This window comes from Kitasatospora sp. NPDC127060 (assembly GCF_042724935.1).
GTDB lineage: Bacteria > Actinomycetota > Actinomycetes > Streptomycetales > Streptomycetaceae > Kitasatospora.
The window spans coordinates 1-18,788 of the sequence record NZ_JBHXEG010000025.1 but is presented as its reverse complement, the minus strand read 5'-3'; the positions used below and the strand labels follow the sequence as shown (position 1 = coordinate 18,788).

The following is an 18,788-nucleotide window of genomic DNA, read 5'->3' as shown; positions in this document are numbered from 1 at the left end:
CCGCAGGGGCCCGAGAGGGTCAGTGCACCAGTACCGGCACCTCGTCGACCTTCACCGCACCCGCGTCCGAGCCGGCGCCCGCCGCACCCGGCCGACCGGCGTTGATGAAGGTGAAGGCGACCGTGGCGGCCGCCACCAGGATCCCGAAGGACACCCAGATCGCGGTCGAGAAGCCGTGCACCATGCCCTGGAACTGCACGGCCTTGGCGGCCTCCGGGGTGGCGGCGGTGGCGATGGCGGCGGCGTGCGAGGTCAGCCAGCTGGTGGTGGCGCTGGCCGCGATGGTGTTCAGCAGCGCGGTGCCGATGGCGCCGCCGACCTGCTGCGAGGTGTTGACCATGGCCGAGGCCACGCCCGCGTCCCGCGGCTGGACGCCGTGGGTGGCCAGGCTCATGGCCGGCATGAACGCGGTGCCCATGCCGAGGCCCATCAGGACCAGACCGGGCAGGATCAGCGCCGGGTAGGAGGTGTCCAGGCCGATGTGGGTCAGCAGGAACATGCCCGCCGAGGCGGTCAGGAAGCCGGGCGCCATCAGGTAGCGCGCCGGGACCCGGGTCATCAGCCGGGCACCGATCTGGGTGGAGCCGGTGATCATGCCCGCCACCATCGGCAGGAAGGCCACACCGGTCAGCACCGGGCTGTAGCCACGCACGACCTGCAGGTAGTAGGTCAGGAAGAGGAACAGCCCGAACATGCCGATCACGGCCATGCCCAGCGACAGGTAGACCCCGCCGCGGTTGCGGTTCAGCACCACGCGCAGCGGCAGCAGCGGGGCCTTGACCTTGAGCTCCACCAGGACGAAGGCGGCCAGCAGGACGACGGCCGCGGCGAACAGCGACAGGGTGCTGCCGGCCGTCCAGCCGCTGGACTCGGCGCGGGTGAAGCCGTACACCAGCGAGACCAGACCGGTGGTCACCAGCAGCACGCCGGGGATGTCCAGCTTGTTGCGGTTGCGGCCCCCGGCGGGCTCGCGGATCACCAGGACGGCGCCGGCGATGGCAGCGATGGCGAACGGGATGTTGACGAAGAAGGTCCAGCGCCAGTTCAGGTACTCGGTCAGCGCACCGCCGAGGATCAGGCCGATGGCGCCACCGCCACCGGCGATCGCCCCGTAGATGCCGAAGGCCTTGGCCCGCTCCTTGGCCTCGGTGAAGGTCACCGCGAGCAGCGACAGCGCGGCCGGTGCGAGCAGTGCGCCGAACACGCCCTGCAGCGCGCGGGCGCCGAGCAGCATCGCGGTGTTGACCGCGAAGCCGCCGAGCGCGGAGGCGAGGGCGAAGCCGGTCAGACCGACCATGAAGGTCCGCCTACGGCCCCACAGGTCCGCGATCCGGCCGCCGAACAGCAGCAGGCCGCCGAAGGCCAGCGCGTAGGCGGTGATCACCCACTGGCGGTTGCCGTCGGATATGCCCAGGTCCGTCTGGGCGGACGGCAGGGCGATGTTCACGATGGTGGCGTCGAGGACGACCATCAGCTGGGCGAGGCCGATGAAGATCAGCGCCTTCCAGCGCCGGGGATCGGGCAGCGTCGCCTGCGGGGCGGCGTCGGATTGAGACATGGGGGTACCCATTTCACGGTGCGAGGTGTGCGAGAACGGTCAACTGCCGTACGGGAACGGCAGGTTGCCGTACGGGTGCGAGGGCGCCCGGAGGCGTCCGGCAACGGCGCCGGTCAGCCGCGCGGGGGCGGGGTGCTGGTGGGTCGGATCAGTGGTGTCGGGTCCGGATGGATCGGTCAGTCCCGGGAGCGGAAGTCCTCGAAGGTCGCGGCCCGGCCGGGCAGCGCCGAACGGGCCGGCGTGCGCAGGCCGTCCAGGAACAGTTGCAGGTGGCGGTGGACGAAATCGTCGAGCAGTCGGCAGGAGGTGCCAGGCAGCGGCCGGGACAGCTGGCTGATCGCGACGAACAGGTCCCCGTGGTCGACGTCGGACCGCAGTTCGCCGGTGGCCCGGGCGCGCTCCATCAGTCCGCTCACGGCGGACCGCAGGCGCTCCCGCGTCTCGGTCAACTCCGGGTCGTCCGGGTCGACGGTGCTGGTGAAGACGGCGCAGAGCCCGCCGACCTTCTCCGCCACGGTCGCGTGCACGAACCGCTGCAGAGCTTCGAACGGACCGCCGCCCTCGCCCGCGTCCGCCTCAGCCGTCGCCTTCTCGGCGAGGGCCAGGATGCGGGTCTTGACGAGCAGTGCCACCTCCTGGATCAGCGCCGTGCGGTCCGGGAAGTTCCGGTACAGCGTGGCATTGCCGACCCCCGCCCGCTTCGCGATCTCGTCCAGCGGCACCTCGGCACCGTGCTCGACGAACGCGTCCCGGGCCGCCAGCACGATCCGCTCCCGGTTCCGGCTGGCGTCCGCACGCAACTTCGGCGTACGCACACTCCCCGTGGAACGGGCCGGCTCTGCGGCGACGGTGGTCATGGCGACTGCTCCTCCAGGATACCGGGGAAGTTCTCCCCGCTTTCTCCAACGTACTCGGAAACGGGGAATCTGTCCCCGCAATTTCCGTCCATGATGTGACCTGCGTCACATTGGGGCCGTCTCCAGGCCTCCAGGCCTCCAGGTCTCCAGGTGAGGCCGGAGCCGTTCCCGCGCAACCACGGCCCGCAGGTTCAGGAGGCGGGGGACGGGCGTGTGCGCCCGGACGGAATCCTGGCACCCTCCGAGGCCCTCGTCGGCATGGGGAGTGGGTGGCCGCCGGGGCGGTGCTGATGGTCGCTGAAGTCGAAGCCGAAGCCGAAGCCGATTTCGGCAGGACGGTCCGGCTCCCCGACCCGGTCGGCATCGCTCTGGACACCGAGCCGCTGAAGAACTGGGTGCGCTGAGCCCGGCCGTGCCTTCCCGGGGCGGATCCCCCCGTCGGCCTAGGCTGTGGGCGTCCCGGGCGGCCGGTGGGTCGTGGGAGTCGGGAGGGGCCCGGCGGCCGGGTGGGCGAGGAGGTTCGCGATGAGCGGCGAGGAGACGGCCGCCCGGGTGCGCTGTGTGGCGGCCGTTCCGTGCTGGGTGAGCCTGATGGCCGGGGACCTGGAGGGCGCCAAGGGGTTCTACGGTCCGCTGCTGGGTTGGGAGTTCGAGTCGGGGCCGGAGCGCTTCGGGCCGTACGCGCACGCGGTGGTCGGCGGGGAGGCGGTGGCCGGGCTGGGGGTGGCCGGTCTCGGGGCGGTGCCGGTGGCCTGGACCAGCTACTTCGGGACGGAGAGCGCCGACGCCGTCGCCGACGCGGTGCGGGAGCGCGGTGCGACCCTGGCGGTCGGCCCGCTGGCCTTCGATGCCGGGCGGGTGGCCTTCGCGGCGGACCCGGCCGGGGCGGTGTTCGGCATCTGGGAGGGCCCGCTGGGCCGCGCCCGGAAGCTGGACCTGCCGGGCGCCCCGGTCTGGATCGAGCTTCGCACTCCGGACCCGTTCGCGGCGGCGCTGTTCTACGGCGAGGTGTTCCGCTGGGACGACCGGGACCCGGGGCACTTCGAGGTCCGCTGGGAGCACGACCGGGTGGTGCTGCGCGCCGAGGGCCACAGCGTCGCGGCGCTGGCCAAGGAGCAGTCGAGCGGCCCGGCGGGCATGCCGCCGCACTGGGAGGTGTCCTTCGCCGTCCCGGACGCCGACCGGGCGCTGGCCCTGGCCGTGGAGCTGGGCGGCTCGGCGGTCGGGCCGGCCTTCGACACCCCGTACGGCCGGGTGGCCCGGCTGCGGGACCGCGAGGGCGCCCGGTTCGCGGTGATCAGCCCGAAGGGCTGATCGGGGCCGAGTCGGCGGGTCGGTCCGCCCGGGGGTCATTCCGTGCGGCGGGTCATTCCGTGCGGCGGGTCATGTCGGCCCGGCGGGCCGTTCCGCGTGGCCGAGTTCGGCTCGTTCCGCCCGTAGCCGGTCGCCCATGGCCGCGCGGTCCGCCGCCGGCAGGGCCTTGCGGGCGGCGGGGAAGAGCACCTCCTCCTCGTCGGCCAGGTGCCGTCGGAGGGTGTCGGCGAGGCCGCTGAGCAGGGTGTCGAAGGCGGGGTCGGCCGGGCCGAGTCCTTGCAGGTCGGCGAGGTACTGCCCGATCGCCAGGTGGTCGTGGATGCTGCGGAACACCAGCGCCCCGCCCTCGGGCACGTCGTGCTGGACGAGCGGGAAGAGCTGCTCCTCCTCGGCGGCGCAGTGGGTGAACAGCAGGTCGGTCAGCTTGGTCACCAGCTCGCCGCGCTCGGCCGAGCCGGCCGGGGCCGCCTGGGTCCGGTCGAGCAGCTCGGTGGCGGCCTTGTGGTCGGCGGTGAACTCCCCGAGGATGTCCGGCCTGCGGTTCATGGCGCGCCCGCCTCTCGTCCGGGATCAGGACTGGCCCCCGTACTGTCCAGTATCCGGCGCCGCCGGGCGGAACCCCTGGTCCGGCCCCGGTTCGGCCCCTGTCCGGTTCCGTCCGGGCCCTGTCCGGGCCGGTCCCGTCCGGTTCAGCCCCCGTCACGGCGCCCGGTGAGGGCCAGCAGCCGGGTCTGCGGGCTCGCGTCCTCGGGGACCGGCAGCGGTGGGTCGAAGAGGCCGCTGCCGGAGAGATCGCCGTAGTCGCCGAACTGGCCGAGGGCGAAGTCCACCAGTGTGGCCGGGAGTCGGGTGCGGGCCCCGATGCCCTGGGCGAGGTCCCAGGTGTGGACGACCAGGTCGGTGGTGAGCTGGTCCAGGTAGTACTGCCCGGAGACGTCCCCGAAGGACAGGTGGACGGTGAGCTCGGTGGCGCCGGGCACCTCCCAGGCCTGTCGGGCGGCTTCCGCGGCGGAGGTCCAGGCGGCGACCGGGTCCTCACCGAGCACGTCGCCGTCGAAGCGGCCGCCGACCTCGGCGAGGGTGGCGCCCATCAGTAGCTCGGGGATCCAGAGCTGCTCGCCGGTGAGGTGGTTGACCAGGTCGCGGACCGACCAGTCGGCGCACGGGGTGGGGGCGTCCCACCGGTCGGGCGGGACCAGCCGGACCCGCTCGTCGAAGGCGGCGAGCGCCTCGGGATAGGGCGTGCCGGGCCGGGTGGCCCGCTGGTGTTGCCTGCGTTGAGCCATGTCTCCACCCTGCCCCGCTCCCGGTGGGGCGCGCGAGTCGTTCACCGGGCGCAGGTTGTTCAAATTCGAACTTCACGGTACGGTCGGGTGAGCGGCCGGTTCAAGTTTCAACAACAGGTACGGGATGTCACACCCTGCCCGGCCGCACCACCATCCACAGCCCTACGACCGACCCCGATCGATGGAGACGCGCATGCCGAGCAGCAGCCCGAGCACGACCGCCGCCACCAGTCCCACCGCCCGCTCCGCCCGGGACGGCTCCGGGCCCGCGACCACCTCTCCGCATGCCTATGACGCCGGACTCCTGCTCCTGCGCCTGGTGCTCGGCCTGACCATGGCCGCGCACGGCAGTCAGAAGCTGTTCGGCTGGTTCGGGGGCGGCGGGATCGACGGTACGGGTCAGTTCTTCACCATGAGCGGCTACCCGGCCGGCAACACCATGGCCGTGGTCGCCGGCCTGACCGAGACCCTGGGTGGACTCGGCCTCGCCGCCGGCCTGTTGACCCCGCTGGCGGGCGCCGCGATCGTCGGCACGATGGTCAACGCGATCGCCGTCACCTGGGGCGGCGGCTTCTTCGCCCCGAAGGGCAACGAGTACGTGCTGCTGCTGACCGCGGGCGCCGCCGCCCTCGCGCTCACCGGCCCGGGCCGCTACGCGGTGGACCGCTTCCTGCCGGTGCTCAAGGCGCACCGGCTGGCGTACGGCGCGGCCGCCGTGCTGGTGGGACTGGTGATGGCCGGGGTGATCCTGCTGCTGCGCAAGTAGCCGACGCCGCCGCGCGAGCGGCTCAACTCAATTGCTCGGAGGCCGTGGTGACGAATCGTCAGCACGGCCTCCGGGCGTTTCCGTGCGAACCGCGCCCGGCTGCCTGCCCGGCTGTGCGCTCGGCTGCGTGCCCGGCTATGCGCCGATCCGCACCAGTGCCAGGGTGATGTTGTCCGGCCCGCCCGCCTCGACCGCCGCCTTCCACAGCTCGAAGGCGGCCTTCCCGTCGGCTCGGTCGGAGGTCTCGTCCGGACGGGCGAGCAGTCCGGCCAGCTCCTCCTCGGGCACCGGATCGGTCAGGCCGTCGCTGCACACCAGGTAGCGGTCGCCGGGCGCGAGCGGCGCGACCCGTACGTGCGGCTCGACGAAGGTCAGCCCGAGCGAGCCGCCCAGGGTCTGGGTGACCACCGAGGTGGTGCGCCGACCGGGCGGGAGCGGCGGGCTGTCGTCCACGCTCACCCGGCGCAGCCCGTCCCCGGTGACCCGGTAGACCCGGCTGTCGCCGACGTTGAAGACCACCACCTGCTCGGGCAGCAGCACCAGCCCGGCGATGGTGGTGCCCATGGCGGCGAGTTCCGGCTCCCCGGCGGTGGCCGCGTAGACCGCCCGGTTGCACTCCTGCAGTTCCTCCCGGACGGCCTCCTCGTCGTTCAGGGCGGCTCCGCTGGCGGCCAGCCGGCGGGCGACCAGCGCACTGGCCACCTCGCCGCCGGGGTGGCCGCCGAGGCCGTCGGCGACCGCGACGACGCAGGGCGGGCCGAGCGGGAAGAGCAGGGTCTGCGGGTTGGTGGTCACGGTCGCGCAGAGCGTCCACGGGCCGACCGTGAGGCTGTCCTCGTTGTGCTCCCGCACCAGGCCCTCGTGGCTCAGCGCGCTCACCGCGATGTACGGCGCCATCGTCGGCCGCCTTTCCGGGGGGCCCGCTCCCGTGGTCGGTCGCCGCCCGCCCCGCCTTCCATTGTCGGCGGGAATAAGGATCCGCACCCGGGTGCTAGGGTGGTTGAAAGTTGGACTACCTGGGACCTCCTGGAGTGTGGTGAACAGCATGCAGTTCGGAATCTTCAGCGTCGGCGACGTCACCCCCGACCCGACCACCGGCCGCACCCCGACCGAGCACGAGCGGATCAAGGCGATGGTGGCCATCGCCCGCAAGGCCGAGGAGGTCGGCCTGGACGTCTTCGCGACCGGCGAGCACCACAACCCGCCGTTCGTGCCGTCCTCGCCGACGACCATGCTCGGCTACATCGCCGCGCAGACGGACCGGATCATCCTCTCCACCTCGACCACGCTGATCACCACCAACGACCCGGTGAAGATCGCCGAGGACTTCGCGATGCTCCAGCACCTCGCCGACGGCCGGGTGGACCTCATGATGGGCCGCGGCAACACCGGCCCGGTCTACCCGTGGTTCGGCAAGGACATCCGCCAGGGCATCCCGCTCGCGATCGAGAACTACGCGCTGCTGCACCAGCTGTGGCGCGAGGACGTGGTCGACTGGCAGGGCCGCTTCCGCACCCCGCTGCAGGGCTTCACCGCCACCCCGCGCCCGCTGGACGACGTCCCGCCGTTCGTCTGGCACGGCTCGATCCGCAGCCCCGAGATCGCCGAACAGGCCGCCTACTACGGGGACGGCTTCTTCGCGAACAACATCTTCTGGCCCAAGGAGCACTTCCAGAAGCTGGTCGACCTGTACCGCGAGCGCTACGCCCACTACGGCCACGGCACTCCCGAGCAGGCCGTCGTCGGCCTCGGCGGGCAGGTGTTCATGCGCAGGAACTCCCAGGACGCGGTGCGCGAGTTCCGTCCGTACTTCGACAACGCGCCGGTGTACGGGCACGGGCCCTCGCTGGAGGAGTTCACCGAGCAGACCCCGCTGACCGTGGGCAGCCCGCAGGAGGTCATCGAGAAGACCCTGACCTTCCGCGAGACCTTCGGCGACTACCAGCGCCAGCTGTTCCTGATGGACCACGCCGGCCTGCCGCTCAAGACGGTGCTGGAGCAACTGGACCTGCTCGGCGAGGAGGTCGTGCCGGTGCTGCGCGCCGAGTTCGCCAAGGGCCGCCCGGCCGAGGTGCCGGACGGACCGACCCACGCGGCGCTGGTCGCGGCCCGGGATGCCCAGGGCTCCCAGGACGTCAGTGGCGCTCAGGACGCCCACCAGAAGGAGGAGGTCTCCCGGTGACCGTGTTCAAGCTGGCTGTGGTGAGTGCCGGGCTGAGCAAGCCGTCCTCGACCCGTCTGCTGGCCGACCGGCTCGCCGAGTCGACCGTGCGCCGGCTCGCGGGGGAGGGGCGTGAGGCCGAGGTCACGGTGATCGAACTGCGCGACCTCGCGGTGGACATCGCCAACAACTTCGTCACCGGCTTCCCGGCCGCAGCGCTGCGCGAGGCCATCGGGACGGTGACGGAGGCGGACGCGGTGATTGCGGTGACGCCGATCTTCACCGCCTCCTACAGCGGTCTGTTCAAGTCCTTCTTCGACCTGATCGACCACGACGCGCTCACGGGCAAGCCGGTGCTGATCGCCGCCACCGGTGGCACGCCCCGGCACTCGCTCGCCCTGGAGCACGCCGTACGGCCGCTGTTCAGCTACCTGCGCGCGGTGGTGCTGCCGACCGCCGTGTACGCGGCCACCGACGACTGGGGCACGGCCGGGGACGCCCTCACCGACGGCCTGCCGGGCCGGATCGACCGCGCGGCGGGCGAACTGGCGGCCCTGCTGGCCGGGCGCGCCCCGGCGGCGGGGGCGGCCGTGCCGGAGCAGGTGGTCCCGTTCGCCGAGCAGCTGGCGGCGCTGCGGGTCTAGGACCTCCCGCTCTGGAGGGTCCGAGGCGGGTTCATCCCAACGGCCCCGTCGGACCACCCTCCGACGGGGCCTCTCGGCTGTGTGTCGGCCGCGCCGATGTGTCTGCTATGCGATGTAATCATTGGCATGATCAGATTGGTTCCGGTTCGTCACGCCCTGTGCACGCCCTCTCGAAGGCGGCAGCCGTGAGCACGCCGCCCGAACCGCAAGCCGTCCTCTCCCCGCTGACCGGCGCGGCGATCTTCCTCGTCCTCACCGTCGAGCCCGGCCGCGAGGACGCCGTCCGCGACCTCCTGCCCGACCTCGCCGGACTGCGCCGGGCCGTCGGCTTCCGAGCACCCGAGGGCGGCCTCACCTGCGTCACCGGCATCGGCTCCGAACTCTGGGACCGCCTCTTCGACGGCCCGCGGCCCGCCGCCCTGCACCCCTTCCGGGAACTGGCCGGCACCCGCCACCGTGCCCCGGCCACCCCCGGCGACCTGCTGCTCCACCTGCGGGCCGAGCGGATGGACCTCTGCTTCGAACTCGCCGGCCAACTCACCACCCGCCTCGCCGGGGCCGCCACCGTGGTCGACTCCGTCCAGGGCTTCCGGTACTTCGACGACCGGGACCTCCTCGGCTTCGTCGACGGCACCGAGAACCCCGAGGGCCGAGCGGCCGAGACCGCCGCCGTGGTGGGGTCGGAGGACCCGGACTTCGCCGGCGGCAGCTACGTCATCGTCCAGAAGTACCTGCACGACCTGGACAAGTGGAACGCGCTGAGCACCGAGCAGCAGGAGGGGGCGGTCGGCCGCACCAAGCTCACCGACATCGAGCTGGACGACGACGCCAAACCGGCCGACTCGCACGTCGCACTCACCGTGATCGCCGGCCCGGACGGTGAGGAGCGGAAGATCGTCCGCTTCAACATGGCCTTCGGCTCCTTCGAGCGGGGCGGCGAGTTCGGCACCTACTTCATCGGCTACGCCCGCGACCCCGAGGTGACCGAGGAGATGCTGCGCAACATGTTCATCGGCCGGCCGCCCGGCACCACCGACCGGCTGCTCGACTTCTCCACCGCCGTCACCGGCTCGCTGTTCTTCGTCCCGACCGCCGACCTCCTGGACTCCCCGCCGCCCGCCGCCGCCGTGGTGGCCGCCGGCCCGGCCGCCGCCGACGGCCGGGTCCGTCCGGACGGCTCGCTCGGTATCGGCAGCCTCAAGCCGACCTCCTGAACAGGACCAGCGCCATGAACAACCTGCACCGCGAGCTCGCCCCCGTCTCCACCGCCGCCTGGGAGGAGATCGAGGAGGAGGCCCGGCAGACCTTCAAGCTGCACATCGCCGGCCGCAGGGTCGTCGACCTCGACGGCCCCGGCGGCTCCACCCTCGCCGCCGTCGGCACCGGGCACCTCACCGGCATCGAACCACCCCTCGACGGCGTCCGGGCCCACGCCCGCGCCGCCCGCCCGGTGGTCGAGCTGCGCGTCCCGTTCACCGTCAGCCGGGCGGCCGTCGACGACGTCGAACGCGGCTCCCGGGACTCCGACTGGCAGCCCGTCAAGGAGGCGGCCCGCACCCTCGCCCGCGCCGAGGACCGCGCCGTCTTCGAGGGCTACCGGGCTGCCGAGATCGAGGGCATCCGAGCCGCCTCCAGCAACCCGCCGGTCCAACTCCCGGGCGACGTGAGGGAGTACCCCGAGGCGGTCAGCCGCGCCCTCACCGTCCTCCGCCTCGCGGGTGTCGGCGGCCCGTACTCACTCCTGCTCGGCGCGGAGGCGTTCACCGCCGTGAACGAACGCAGTGATCACGGGTACCCGATCCACAATCACCTGGCCCGGCTGCTCGACGGGGACATCATCTGGGCCCCCGCGATCGAGGGCGCTTTCCTGCTGTCCACCCGGGGCGGCGACTTCGAGCTCTTCCTCGGGCAGGACGTCTCGGTGGGCTACCTCTCCCACGACGCGGACTCGGTACAGCTGTACCTTCAGGAGTCGTTGACTTTCAGCGTGTACACGGGAGAGGCGGCCGTCGCCCTAGGCGCTTAACACCAGATGGGGATATCCCAGAAGGTGGGTTCACGACCTATTGACATTCGCTACTCCTGAGTAACTCGCAGGCCTAAGGGGGGCGTCGGCAGATCTGCCGACGCCTGGGGATCTTAGCCGTTTGCAAGTTTTACGCAAAATGCGATTGTCATGCTTGATGGGCGCGAAGCTCGACGAGTGCCATGCGGGCCTGGGTCGCCTCATCGGCGATACCGACGGACTCGGCAAGATTGACGGCTGCGAGCAAATGTTCGATGGCGTTGTCCGCGTTTCCGAGCGCCGCCTCGCACTGGCCGAGCCCCCGCAGGGCGGTCGCTTCTTCCCGCGCGGTGCCGATGGATCGCGCGAGGCCGAGGGCCACGACGTACTGGTCGCGCGCCTCCTCGTGCCGGCCGACGGAGAGGTACGCCGAGCCCAGGCCGTTGATGGCGTCCGCCTCGTAACGGACGCTGCCGACCGACCGGAAGGTCTCCAATGCCGACCGATACAGCGAGAGTGCGCAGTCGAGTTCCGCCGGAATTTCCAGGGTGGCGGCCAGGTTCACGTGGACGACGGACAGGTCGAACTGGGATATGTGGCCGTGCCCGATGTGCAGGATCTGCTCGAATGTGTGGCGCGCCGCCGATGTGTTTCCGGAGATAAGCTGGAGATCTCCGATGTTGTTCAGGATGCGCAGCTCGAAAACCCGGTCACTGAATTTTCGGGAAATCGGCAAGGCCCTGTTGTAGGCGCCCAGCGCGAGTTCGTAATTCCCCATCGAGCGGTGGACGATGCCGATGTTCGCCAGGCAGCGCGCGACGTTCCACTGGTCATCGATCGCCTGTCGAATGCCCAGTGCTTCCTCCTGGATCGCCAGCGATTCCTGGAGACGGCTCTGGTTCCAGCGCACCTGTCCCAGCAGGCTGAGTGCGTTCGCGGTCGCATCAGGATCGTCGTGGCGGCGGGCGAGGGCCAGCCCGCGTTCCAGCGCCTCGGCGGCGGACTCGTAGTGGGAGGCGTTGGCCAGGGTCGCTCCCAGGTCGATCAGTGCCCTTGCCTCCTGCCGGTCGTTCGCCTCCGACCGCCAGTGGGCCGCTGCGGCCCGGTGCATCTCCTGCGCCTCGCTCCAGTACGCCTCGGCGTCCAGGTGGCCGGCCAGGACGTGGGCGAGCCAGGCTCCGGTCCCGGCGCGCCCGGTCCGGTGGGCCTGGGCGGTCAGGGCGATCAGGGCCGTGTGCTCCGACTCCAGCCAGGTCCGGGCCGATGCGGGAGAATTGATCTCGATATCTCCCAACCAATCGTCCATGTCATCGAATTCGCGGTCCGCCGGAAGTCCGGTTCTGGATCTGCGGGGATAGAGCAGGCGATCCGCCTGGTCAGCCGCGTGCAGCGCGAAGCGGAGCAAGCGGTCCACTGCCGATTCCCGCTGCTCCTCCTCCACGCCCAACGCAACCGCGAACTCTCTCAGGAGGTCGTGTAGTTGGAATCTCTCGGGCGAGATTTCGACGATCAGATGGCAGTTCAGGAGGGCCTCAAGAACCTCATCGGTCTCATCGATCGTCCGTCCGAGCAGCGCCGCCGCCGCGTGGACTCCGAAATCCGGTCCCGGGTACAGCCCGAGCAGCCGGAATGCGGATCGCTGGCCTGCCGGGAGGTACTGGTAGGAGACCTCGAAGGCGCGCGCGATGCTGGCCGTGCCGCTGCGGATCTCGGCGAGGCGGGCCTTGCGGGAGAGGCGGCGGGCGAGGTGGTCGAGGGTCCAGGAGGGGCGGGCCTTGAGGCGGCTGGCGGCGAGTTCGATGGCGAGGGGGAGAAGCCCGCAGCGGTTCACGATCTCGACCACGCGGTCCCGGTCGGCGGAGCGCTCGGGGCCGACCACGTTGGTGAAGAGGGTGACGGCGTCGTCGACCGGCAGGACGTCCAGGAACACCGGCCGGGAGCCGGGGAGTTCGGCGAGCCGCTGGCGACTGGTGACGATGATCAGGGCGGACGGCGCGGGCGGCAGCAGCGGGCGGATCTGGGCGGCGTTGGCGGCGTCGTCGAGGACGAGGACGGCCCGGCGGGCGGAGAGGGCCTCGGTGCAGAGGGTGAAGACCTCGTCGGCGTCGAGCGGGATGGTGGTGGCGGGCACGCCGAGGCGTCTCAGCAGCAGGGCGCCGGCGGCCTCGGGGGTGAGCGGCGGCTGGTTGCCGACGTGGGCGCGCAGGTTGAGGTAGACGTACCCGTCGGGGAAGTGCGCGCGCATCAGGTCGGCGGCGTGCAGGGCGAGTGTGGTCTTGCCGACTCCGGGCATGCCGAGGATCGCCGAGACGGTGACGACCCCGCCCTGGCCGGCTCCGGCGCCGGGCAGGACGCGTCGGAGGTCGTCCCGGCGTCCGATCAACCGGTGTCGTCCGGGCGCTTCCACCGGACCGGGGCCGGGACCGGGACCGGCGGTGGCCACCGCAGCGGCCGGAGGGCCGGCGGACACCCGCGCCCGCGCCCCCGGCAGCGGCTCGCCGTTGAGCATGAGCCGGTGCAGCCGGGTGAGCGCCTCGCCGGGTTCGGTGGCGAGGTGGGCGCGGAGCAGCCGGACGACGGCGGGGTAGACGGCCAGGGCGTCGGCCTGGCGGCCGGCTGCGTGGAGTGCGGTCATCAGGAGGGCGGCGAGACGTTCGTCGGTGGGGCGGTTCTCGCGCAGGGCGGTGAGTTCGGGGATCAGTTCGTGGTGGCGGCCGATCCGCAGGTCGATCTCGATCCGTTGGAGGGTGGTGGTGAAGCGTTGGTCGGCCATGGTGGCGCGGGTGTTGCGGGCCCAGGTGCCGGGCAGGCCGGCCAGGGGTTCGCCGCCCCAGAGTTCCTCGGCGCGGCTGAGGACGGTTCTGGCCTGGTGGTCCTGTCCGTTCTCGGCGAGAAGTCCGGCTTGCTGGGAGAGGTCCAGATATCGGTGCCAGTCGATGAGTTGTGAGTCGGCCCGGAGGGTGTACGTGTGCGATCGGGTGTCGATCGTCGGGGCTTCCCTGGAGTTCTCCGTTCCGGTGGCCAGGGCGGCGCGTCTGAGTAGTGCCCGGAGGTGGGAAACGTGGCTGTACAGGCTGGTCAGCGCGCTGGGCGGTGGTTCCTCGTCCCACAGTCGGTACGCGAGCGAGGTGTGGGAGAGCGGCCTTCCGGCCTCCAGGGCCAGTGAAGCCAGCAGTTGGCGCCGTTTGTCGGAGTGGAGAGCCAATGGCTCTCCGTTCACCGACAGTTCAACTGATCCCAGGAGATGGAACTTCATGTGACGCCCCCCGCCGGTTGGCTACCAGCTTGCCGTGTCGCGGGTGAGCATGGCATGCGTTCGGGGTGATCGGCTATACCACGATGGGGTTCGGGGGATGGTCCTTTGGGAATGTTCTCGACTTGACGACATGTCATCTGCTAAAAGCACACGATTAATTCGTCGAAGGCGGGGGGAGCCAGTGACAGGATCGGCCGTGGTCGGTGGTGGCCGGTGACGGATGTCAACCTGCCCTTCGGAGTCGTGCGCAACTCGCTGACCGGCGGCGGAGGGGTCGGTGGCTCGGTGGTGCAGGCGGGCACGATCAACGGCGGGGTACACCTGCACGCCTCGCCGCTGCCACGGCCACGGCAACTCCCGCCCTGTCCACGGCGGTTGATCGGACGGGAGGACGATCTGGCGGCGCTGGACCGGTCGTTGGGCCCGGACGGCGGCGCGCCGGACGGAACCTTCGTGGTGACCGGTCCGGCCGGGGTGGGGAAGACGGCACTGGCCGCCCAGTGGTTGCGCGGCCTGGCCGGGCGCTTCCCGGACGGTCAGCTGTACGCCGATCTGCGCGGGTACGCGCCGGGTGGGCCGGCCGATCCGGCCGAGGCGTTGGGCGCGTTCCTGCGGGCGTTCGGGATCTCGCCGGTGCCCCGGAGCCTGGCGGAGGGCGCCGCGCTGTGGCGTTCGCTGGCGGCCGAGCGGCGGATCGCCGTCCTGCTGGACAACGCCTCGACGGCGGCCCAGGTCCGCCCGCTGCTGCCGGGCTCGGACGGCACGGTGGTCGTGGTGACGAGTCGGCGAAGGCTCACCGGCCTGGGGATAGACGGTGCGGTGTTCCGCGCGCTGGAGCCGCTCGCGCCGGAGGCATCGACCGAGATCCTCGCCGAGCGGGTCGGCGAGCACCGGGTGGCCGACGAGAGCGTCGCCGCGGCCGAGGTGGTGGACGCCTGCGCCGGGCTGCCGCTGGCGATCTGCCTGGCCGCGGCGCGGATCGCGGCACGCCCGGCCCAGCCGCTGGCGGCGGCGGCCGAGCTGCTCGGGCGCGGAAGCGACCGGTTGGCCGCGCTGAACGCGGGGGGCGAGACGGTGCGGGACCTGCTGGACGCCTCCTACGGTGTGCTGGAGCCGGAGGTCGCCCGGCTGTACGGACTGCTGGGCCTGCTGCCGTTCGCCGAGTTCACGCTGGAGAACGCCGCCGTCCTGGCGGACACCGACCCGGCCGGGGCCGACCTGTTGCTGGACGGTCTGATCGACGTGCACCTGTTGGAGGAGAGGGGCCCGGAGCGGTTCCGCTTCCACGACCTGGTCCGGTTGCACGCCCGGGCCCGCGGGGCGGAGGCCCGGGACGCCGACCCGACCCGGGCCGCCCTGGACCGGATCGTCGACTGGTACCTCGCTTCCACCACGGCCGCCGAGGCGGTCGTCTCGCCGAGCCACCGTACGCTCGCCCGCGACTACCTCACCCGATCCATCCACCCGGCACGGGAGTTCGCGGACGACGTGCGCGCCCTGGAGTGGCTGGACGAGGAGCGCGACCGGCTGGCCGAGCTCCTGCGCTGGTGCGAGGAGCTGGACCGCCCCGCTGCCGCCTGGCAACTCGCCGACGCCATGTGGCCGTTGTTCCTGCGGCTGCGCCCGGCCCGGCTGTGGGTGGAGGCCCACCGGATCGGTCTGCGGGCGGCCCGGTCGGCCGGGGACCGGGCCGGCGAACTGCGGATGCTGACCTCCGGCGGGAACGGCCTGCGGAACGCGGGAGACGGGGAGGAGGCGGCCCGCTGGTTCGCCGACGCGCTGGCCCTGGCCCGGGCGACGAACCAGCCGCTGGCCCAGGCGGACGCGCTGTACGGGCTGAGCCAGACCCACCGGATGGCCGGCCGTCTGGACGAGGCCGCCGAGTGCCTGCACCGGGTGGTGGAGCTGCGGGAGGCGGAGGACTACCTGCGCGGTTCGGCGCTGGCCCGGCTGGCGTACGGCGAGGTGCTGCTGCTGGCGGGCCGGGCGGCCGAGGCGGTGGGGCCGATCGAGCGGGCGGGCCGGGAGCTGTCCTCGATCGGGGAGGACTACGAGGCGGCCCGCGCGACGGCCTTCCTGGGCCTGGCGCACGGCCTGCTGGGCGCGTACGAGCTCGCCGAGGTCCGGTTGGCGGAGGCTCTCGCGGGTTTCCGCGCCGGGCTGTCGGCGCACTGGGAGGCGCGGACGCTGGAGTTCGCGGGGCAGGTCGAGGAGCGGCGTGGCCGCCCGGAGGCGGCGCGTGCCCAGTTCGAGGAGTCCCTGGCCCGCTACCGGGAGGTGGGTGCCACGGCCGAGGCGGCCCGGCTGGCGGACCGCCTCGCCGCGTACGCCGTCGACTCTGCCGTCACCCCCCGTCTCGATGCGCCGGAGTCCTGAGCCGGGCCGCCACCGGCTCGGGGGAGGGATGCCCGAGGACGTCGATCCGGGTGAGCTCGGTCAGCCGTCGCCCGGCCGCGAGCCATGCGTGTGCCAGCGAGCCGAGCGTCAGCGATCGGACCGCAGCGCAGACCGCACCGCCGGCCGGACCGCCGGCCGGATCGCCGACCGGACCGCCGACCGGACCGGGGGCGGGCAGGACGAGCCGCGCCCCCGTCCGGGCGAGCAACAGCGCCGCTCCCGTCCGGGTCTCGGCGGTGGCCAGCGCACATCCGGGGTGCATCGAGAGCACCTCCGCGAGCCGCACGTGGAGGTCCGCCGTGGGGAGCGGCCCGAGGTGCAGGACGTCGGCCTGCCGCCGTCGGCGGAAGCCCGCCGACACGGTGAGGTCGGCCGCCAGGTGCTCGTCCTCGAAGCCGGGCCCGGGCCGGTCGTACCCGTCCGGGCCCGGACGGTCGGCGACCAGCAGCCCGTGGCGGACACCGGCCGGGGACACCACCAGCGCCTCGAACACCACGGCCGGGGAGCCGACCACCGGCGCGAGCCGCACGACCGTGTACAGGTCGGCGGTCATCCGGCCCGCCGGAAGTCCGGCAGCAGCGGGCCGCCCAGCGGGCCGTCCGGCACGGCGTCCAGCGGAGCCGGCAACGGCAGCGGCGGCGCCGCCGGGCTGTGCGCGGGCTGGCCGAGTCCGAGCACCCGGTACAGCAGTCGGCGGGCGTTGCGGTCGAAGCGGCCGGGTTCGGAGCTGATCCGGTCGGCGATCGCCGCGTACTCCTCCGGGCGGTACTGCTCGGCGGCGTAGGCGAGTTGGTCGGTGAGCGGGTGCCCGGGGGCGAGCGCGGGCGCGGTCCGGGCGAGCTGGGCGGAGGGCGAGCGGGGGTTGACGTTGCGGTGCGGGAACTCGGCCAGCAGCACGGGCACGCCGGTCATCGCGCCGTACAGGGTGACCGAGCCGTGGTCGCCGATGACGAAGTCGGCGGCGACCAGCAGCGGCCGCCAGTCCGCCTCCGGAGGGAGGACCGACACGGCCCCGCGCCCGGTGGCCGTCGCCCAGGAGCGCACCTGCCAGGGGCTGTGGGCCGCCGCGATGTTCGGGTGGGTCAGCAGCGCGGTGCGGTAGCCCGGCCGGGGCAGTTCGGTGGTCAGCCGGGGAAGGACGGCGTCGAGCCGGGTGAACAGCGAACCGGCCCCCCAGGTGGAGGAGACCAGGACGAGCTTCTCCTCCGGCCGTAGCCCGAGCGCCGTCCGGTAGTACTCCCGGTGCGGTAGTGCGGCGGCGATCCGGTCGTAGCAGGGGTCGCCGACCACCTCCGCGATCGGCAGGGCCTCGGGGCAGCTGCGGCCGAGTTCGTCCAGCTCCTCGCGGTGGGCCAGCGCGAACGAGCTCGGGACGAGTCTGCCTTCCCAGCACAGGTAGTCCGGGCCGTACCCGATGGCGGCCCGTTCGCCGTTCGCTCCGCCGCCCCGGGACAGCTTGATGTTGCCCGCCCCGTGCGGGAGCCGCACGACCGGCCCGTGCAACTGCTCCATCCCCTGCGAGCCGGCCGTCAGGACGAGGTCGAACTCGCGCCGGACGGCCTGCTCCCAGGGCAGTACGGTGGCGCCGAGGGCCAGCAGCCCCTCCGCCGCACCCCGGTTGAACATGTGCGGCGCCACCGTGAACTGCACGTGGATCCGCAGGTCGGAGGCGAGCAGTGCGTAGAAGTCCTGCAGCCGCTGGGCGTACACCATGGTCTGGGCGACGACCAGCACCCGCTTGCGGTCCGGCAGGGTCTCCCACGGCCCGTTGTTGCTCCAGGCCGCGCCACCGGGCCTCCCGTCCGCGCGGTGGCCGTTGTGCGTCCCGTTGGTGGTCGTGATGTCCTGTTCCCCGTGCACCAAGGTCATTCCCTTCCCCCTCCTTGATCGCAGGTCGGGGCCGTCGACGAGCCCCGCCACCGATGCTCCCCGGGCCGGCTGGCGGATTCATTGACGAGACCTGGCGTGGGCTTGCGGAAACCTTGTGTCCGCTTGTCGCCCGGACGGCGGGCCGCTGGGCGCCGGGTAGGGTACTGAGTGCCTTTACGAAGGGTACTGAGTGCCGTATTCTTTCGATGGAGCCTCTGACGCCAGTCGAAGAGATCCGACACGGCCTGCCGGTCCAGGTGGCGCTAGCGGCGTGCGAACGGCGGCCGGGTCGGGCTTGGCACTCAGTACCCTCGGCCTGACCTGAGGCCATGGATCCAGTGCATCCGTGCACCCGTGACAGGAGAAACCGCTCATGAGCTTGAGGATCGTCGTCTGTGTGAAGTACGTGCCGGACGCGACGGGTGACCGTCGTTTCGCGGACGACCACACCACTGACCGGGAGGGTGTGGACGGCCTCCTGTCGGAGCTGGACGAGTACGGCGTCGAGCAGGCGCTGCGGATCGCCGAGGCGAACGAGGGCGCCGAGGTGACGGTGCTGACGGTGGGTCCGGACGACGCAAAGGACGCGCTGCGCAAGGCGCTGTCGATGGGTGCGGACAAGGCCGTGCACGTGAACGACGACGACATCCACGGTTCGGACGTGATCGGGACGTC

The 18,788-nt window shown here is 72.2% G+C and carries 17 protein-coding genes; 9 read left to right on the top strand and 8 right to left on the bottom strand.

Annotation, left to right across the window (positions count from 1 at the left end; all coding sequences use genetic code 11):
• Positions 1–19: 19 nt before the first annotated feature.
• Both ACFWIS_RS16320 and ACFWIS_RS16315 read right to left on the bottom strand, forming a co-directional pair.
• Positions 20–1,558 carry an MFS transporter gene (locus tag ACFWIS_RS16320; RefSeq protein WP_380457073.1) on the bottom strand — a complete coding sequence of 513 codons (1,539 nt, stop codon included), beginning with the start codon at positions 1,556–1,558 and terminating at the stop codon, positions 20–22.
• A 176-nt stretch (positions 1,559–1,734) separates the two neighbouring features.
• The gene (locus ACFWIS_RS16315) at positions 1,735–2,415 is read right to left on the bottom strand and encodes a TetR/AcrR family transcriptional regulator (protein WP_380457071.1); all 681 of its coding nucleotides are present in this window, start codon (positions 2,413–2,415) and stop codon (positions 1,735–1,737) included.
• Between the two features lie 269 nt (positions 2,416–2,684).
• Between ACFWIS_RS16315 and ACFWIS_RS16310 the strand changes: the two genes are divergently transcribed.
• Both ACFWIS_RS16310 and ACFWIS_RS16305 read left to right on the top strand, forming a co-directional pair.
• The gene (locus ACFWIS_RS16310; RefSeq protein ID WP_380457069.1) at positions 2,685–2,819 is read left to right on the top strand and encodes a hypothetical protein; all 135 of its coding nucleotides are present in this window, start codon (positions 2,685–2,687) and stop codon (positions 2,817–2,819) included.
• 121 nt (positions 2,820–2,940) lie between these two features.
• The gene (locus ACFWIS_RS16305; RefSeq protein ID WP_380457067.1) at positions 2,941–3,729 is read left to right on the top strand and encodes a VOC family protein; all 789 of its coding nucleotides are present in this window, start codon (positions 2,941–2,943) and stop codon (positions 3,727–3,729) included.
• Positions 3,730–3,798: 69 nt separating this feature from the next.
• Here the strand turns inward: ACFWIS_RS16305 and ACFWIS_RS16300 are convergent, their stop codons facing one another.
• The gene (locus tag ACFWIS_RS16300; protein ID WP_380457065.1) at positions 3,799–4,275 is read right to left on the bottom strand and encodes a hemerythrin domain-containing protein; all 477 of its coding nucleotides are present in this window, start codon (positions 4,273–4,275) and stop codon (positions 3,799–3,801) included.
• 143 nt (positions 4,276–4,418) lie between these two features.
• On the bottom strand, positions 4,419–5,015 hold the full coding sequence (locus tag ACFWIS_RS16295; RefSeq protein ID WP_380457063.1) for a TIGR03086 family metal-binding protein: 597 nt from the start codon (positions 5,013–5,015) through the stop codon (positions 4,419–4,421).
• 193 nt (positions 5,016–5,208) lie between these two features.
• On the opposite strand from ACFWIS_RS16295, the gene ACFWIS_RS16290 reads away from it, so the two are divergent.
• The gene (locus ACFWIS_RS16290; protein ID WP_380457061.1) at positions 5,209–5,781 is read left to right on the top strand and encodes a DoxX family protein; all 573 of its coding nucleotides are present in this window, start codon (positions 5,209–5,211) and stop codon (positions 5,779–5,781) included.
• 135 nt (positions 5,782–5,916) lie between these two features.
• Here ACFWIS_RS16290 and ACFWIS_RS16285 read toward each other — a convergent pair whose 3' ends face one another.
• A complete protein-coding gene (locus ACFWIS_RS16285; protein ID WP_380457059.1) occupies positions 5,917–6,678 on the bottom strand; it encodes a PP2C family protein-serine/threonine phosphatase in 762 nt (253 codons plus the stop codon).
• Positions 6,679–6,826: 148 nt separating this feature from the next.
• Here ACFWIS_RS16285 and ACFWIS_RS16280 point away from each other — a divergent pair, with 148 nt between their 5' ends.
• The 4 genes from ACFWIS_RS16280 (at position 6,827) to ACFWIS_RS16265 (ending at position 10,612) form a co-directional block, all read left to right on the top strand.
• Complete coding sequence (locus tag ACFWIS_RS16280; RefSeq protein ID WP_380457057.1) at positions 6,827–7,963, top strand: LLM class flavin-dependent oxidoreductase; 1,137 nt, start codon at positions 6,827–6,829, stop codon at positions 7,961–7,963.
• Positions 7,960–8,586, top strand: coding sequence for an FMN reductase (locus ACFWIS_RS16275; protein ID WP_380457055.1), 627 nt, complete (start codon positions 7,960–7,962; stop codon positions 8,584–8,586). Before ACFWIS_RS16280 ends, ACFWIS_RS16275 begins: the two co-directional genes overlap by 4 nt.
• A gap of 185 nt (positions 8,587–8,771) precedes the next feature.
• Entirely contained in the window at positions 8,772–9,800 is a 1,029-nt protein-coding gene (locus ACFWIS_RS16270; protein WP_380457053.1) for a Dyp-type peroxidase, read from the top strand.
• A gap of 14 nt (positions 9,801–9,814) precedes the next feature.
• Positions 9,815–10,612, top strand: a complete 798-nt coding sequence (locus tag ACFWIS_RS16265) for a family 1 encapsulin nanocompartment shell protein (RefSeq protein WP_380457051.1) — start codon at positions 9,815–9,817, stop codon at positions 10,610–10,612.
• Between the two features lie 148 nt (positions 10,613–10,760).
• Here the strand turns inward: ACFWIS_RS16265 and ACFWIS_RS16260 are convergent, their stop codons facing one another.
• Positions 10,761–13,796: a BTAD domain-containing putative transcriptional regulator gene (locus ACFWIS_RS16260; protein WP_380457050.1), complete on the bottom strand. Its 3,036-nt coding sequence runs from the start codon at positions 13,794–13,796 to the stop codon at positions 10,761–10,763.
• A gap of 264 nt (positions 13,797–14,060) precedes the next feature.
• Here ACFWIS_RS16260 and ACFWIS_RS16255 point away from each other — a divergent pair, with 264 nt between their 5' ends.
• Positions 14,061–16,223, top strand: coding sequence for an AAA family ATPase (locus ACFWIS_RS16255; RefSeq protein WP_380457049.1), 2,163 nt, complete (start codon positions 14,061–14,063; stop codon positions 16,221–16,223).
• On the opposite strand, the gene ACFWIS_RS16250 is transcribed toward ACFWIS_RS16255, so the two are convergent.
• A complete protein-coding gene (locus ACFWIS_RS16250) occupies positions 16,192–16,797 on the bottom strand; it encodes a hypothetical protein (protein WP_380457047.1) in 606 nt (201 codons plus the stop codon). The two genes, ACFWIS_RS16255 and ACFWIS_RS16250, sit on opposite strands and share 32 nt — an antisense overlap.
• Positions 16,794–18,113 carry a hypothetical protein gene (locus ACFWIS_RS16245; RefSeq protein ID WP_380457045.1) on the bottom strand — a complete coding sequence of 440 codons (1,320 nt, stop codon included), beginning with the start codon at positions 18,111–18,113 and terminating at the stop codon, positions 16,794–16,796. The genes ACFWIS_RS16250 and ACFWIS_RS16245 overlap by 4 nt, the downstream gene beginning before the upstream one ends.
• Before the next feature lie 373 nt (positions 18,114–18,486).
• On the opposite strand from ACFWIS_RS16245, the gene ACFWIS_RS16240 reads away from it, so the two are divergent.
• Positions 18,487–18,788, top strand: a 302-nt coding sequence (locus ACFWIS_RS16240; RefSeq protein WP_380457043.1) for an electron transfer flavoprotein subunit beta/FixA family protein, incomplete at its 3' end; no start/stop codon positions are given.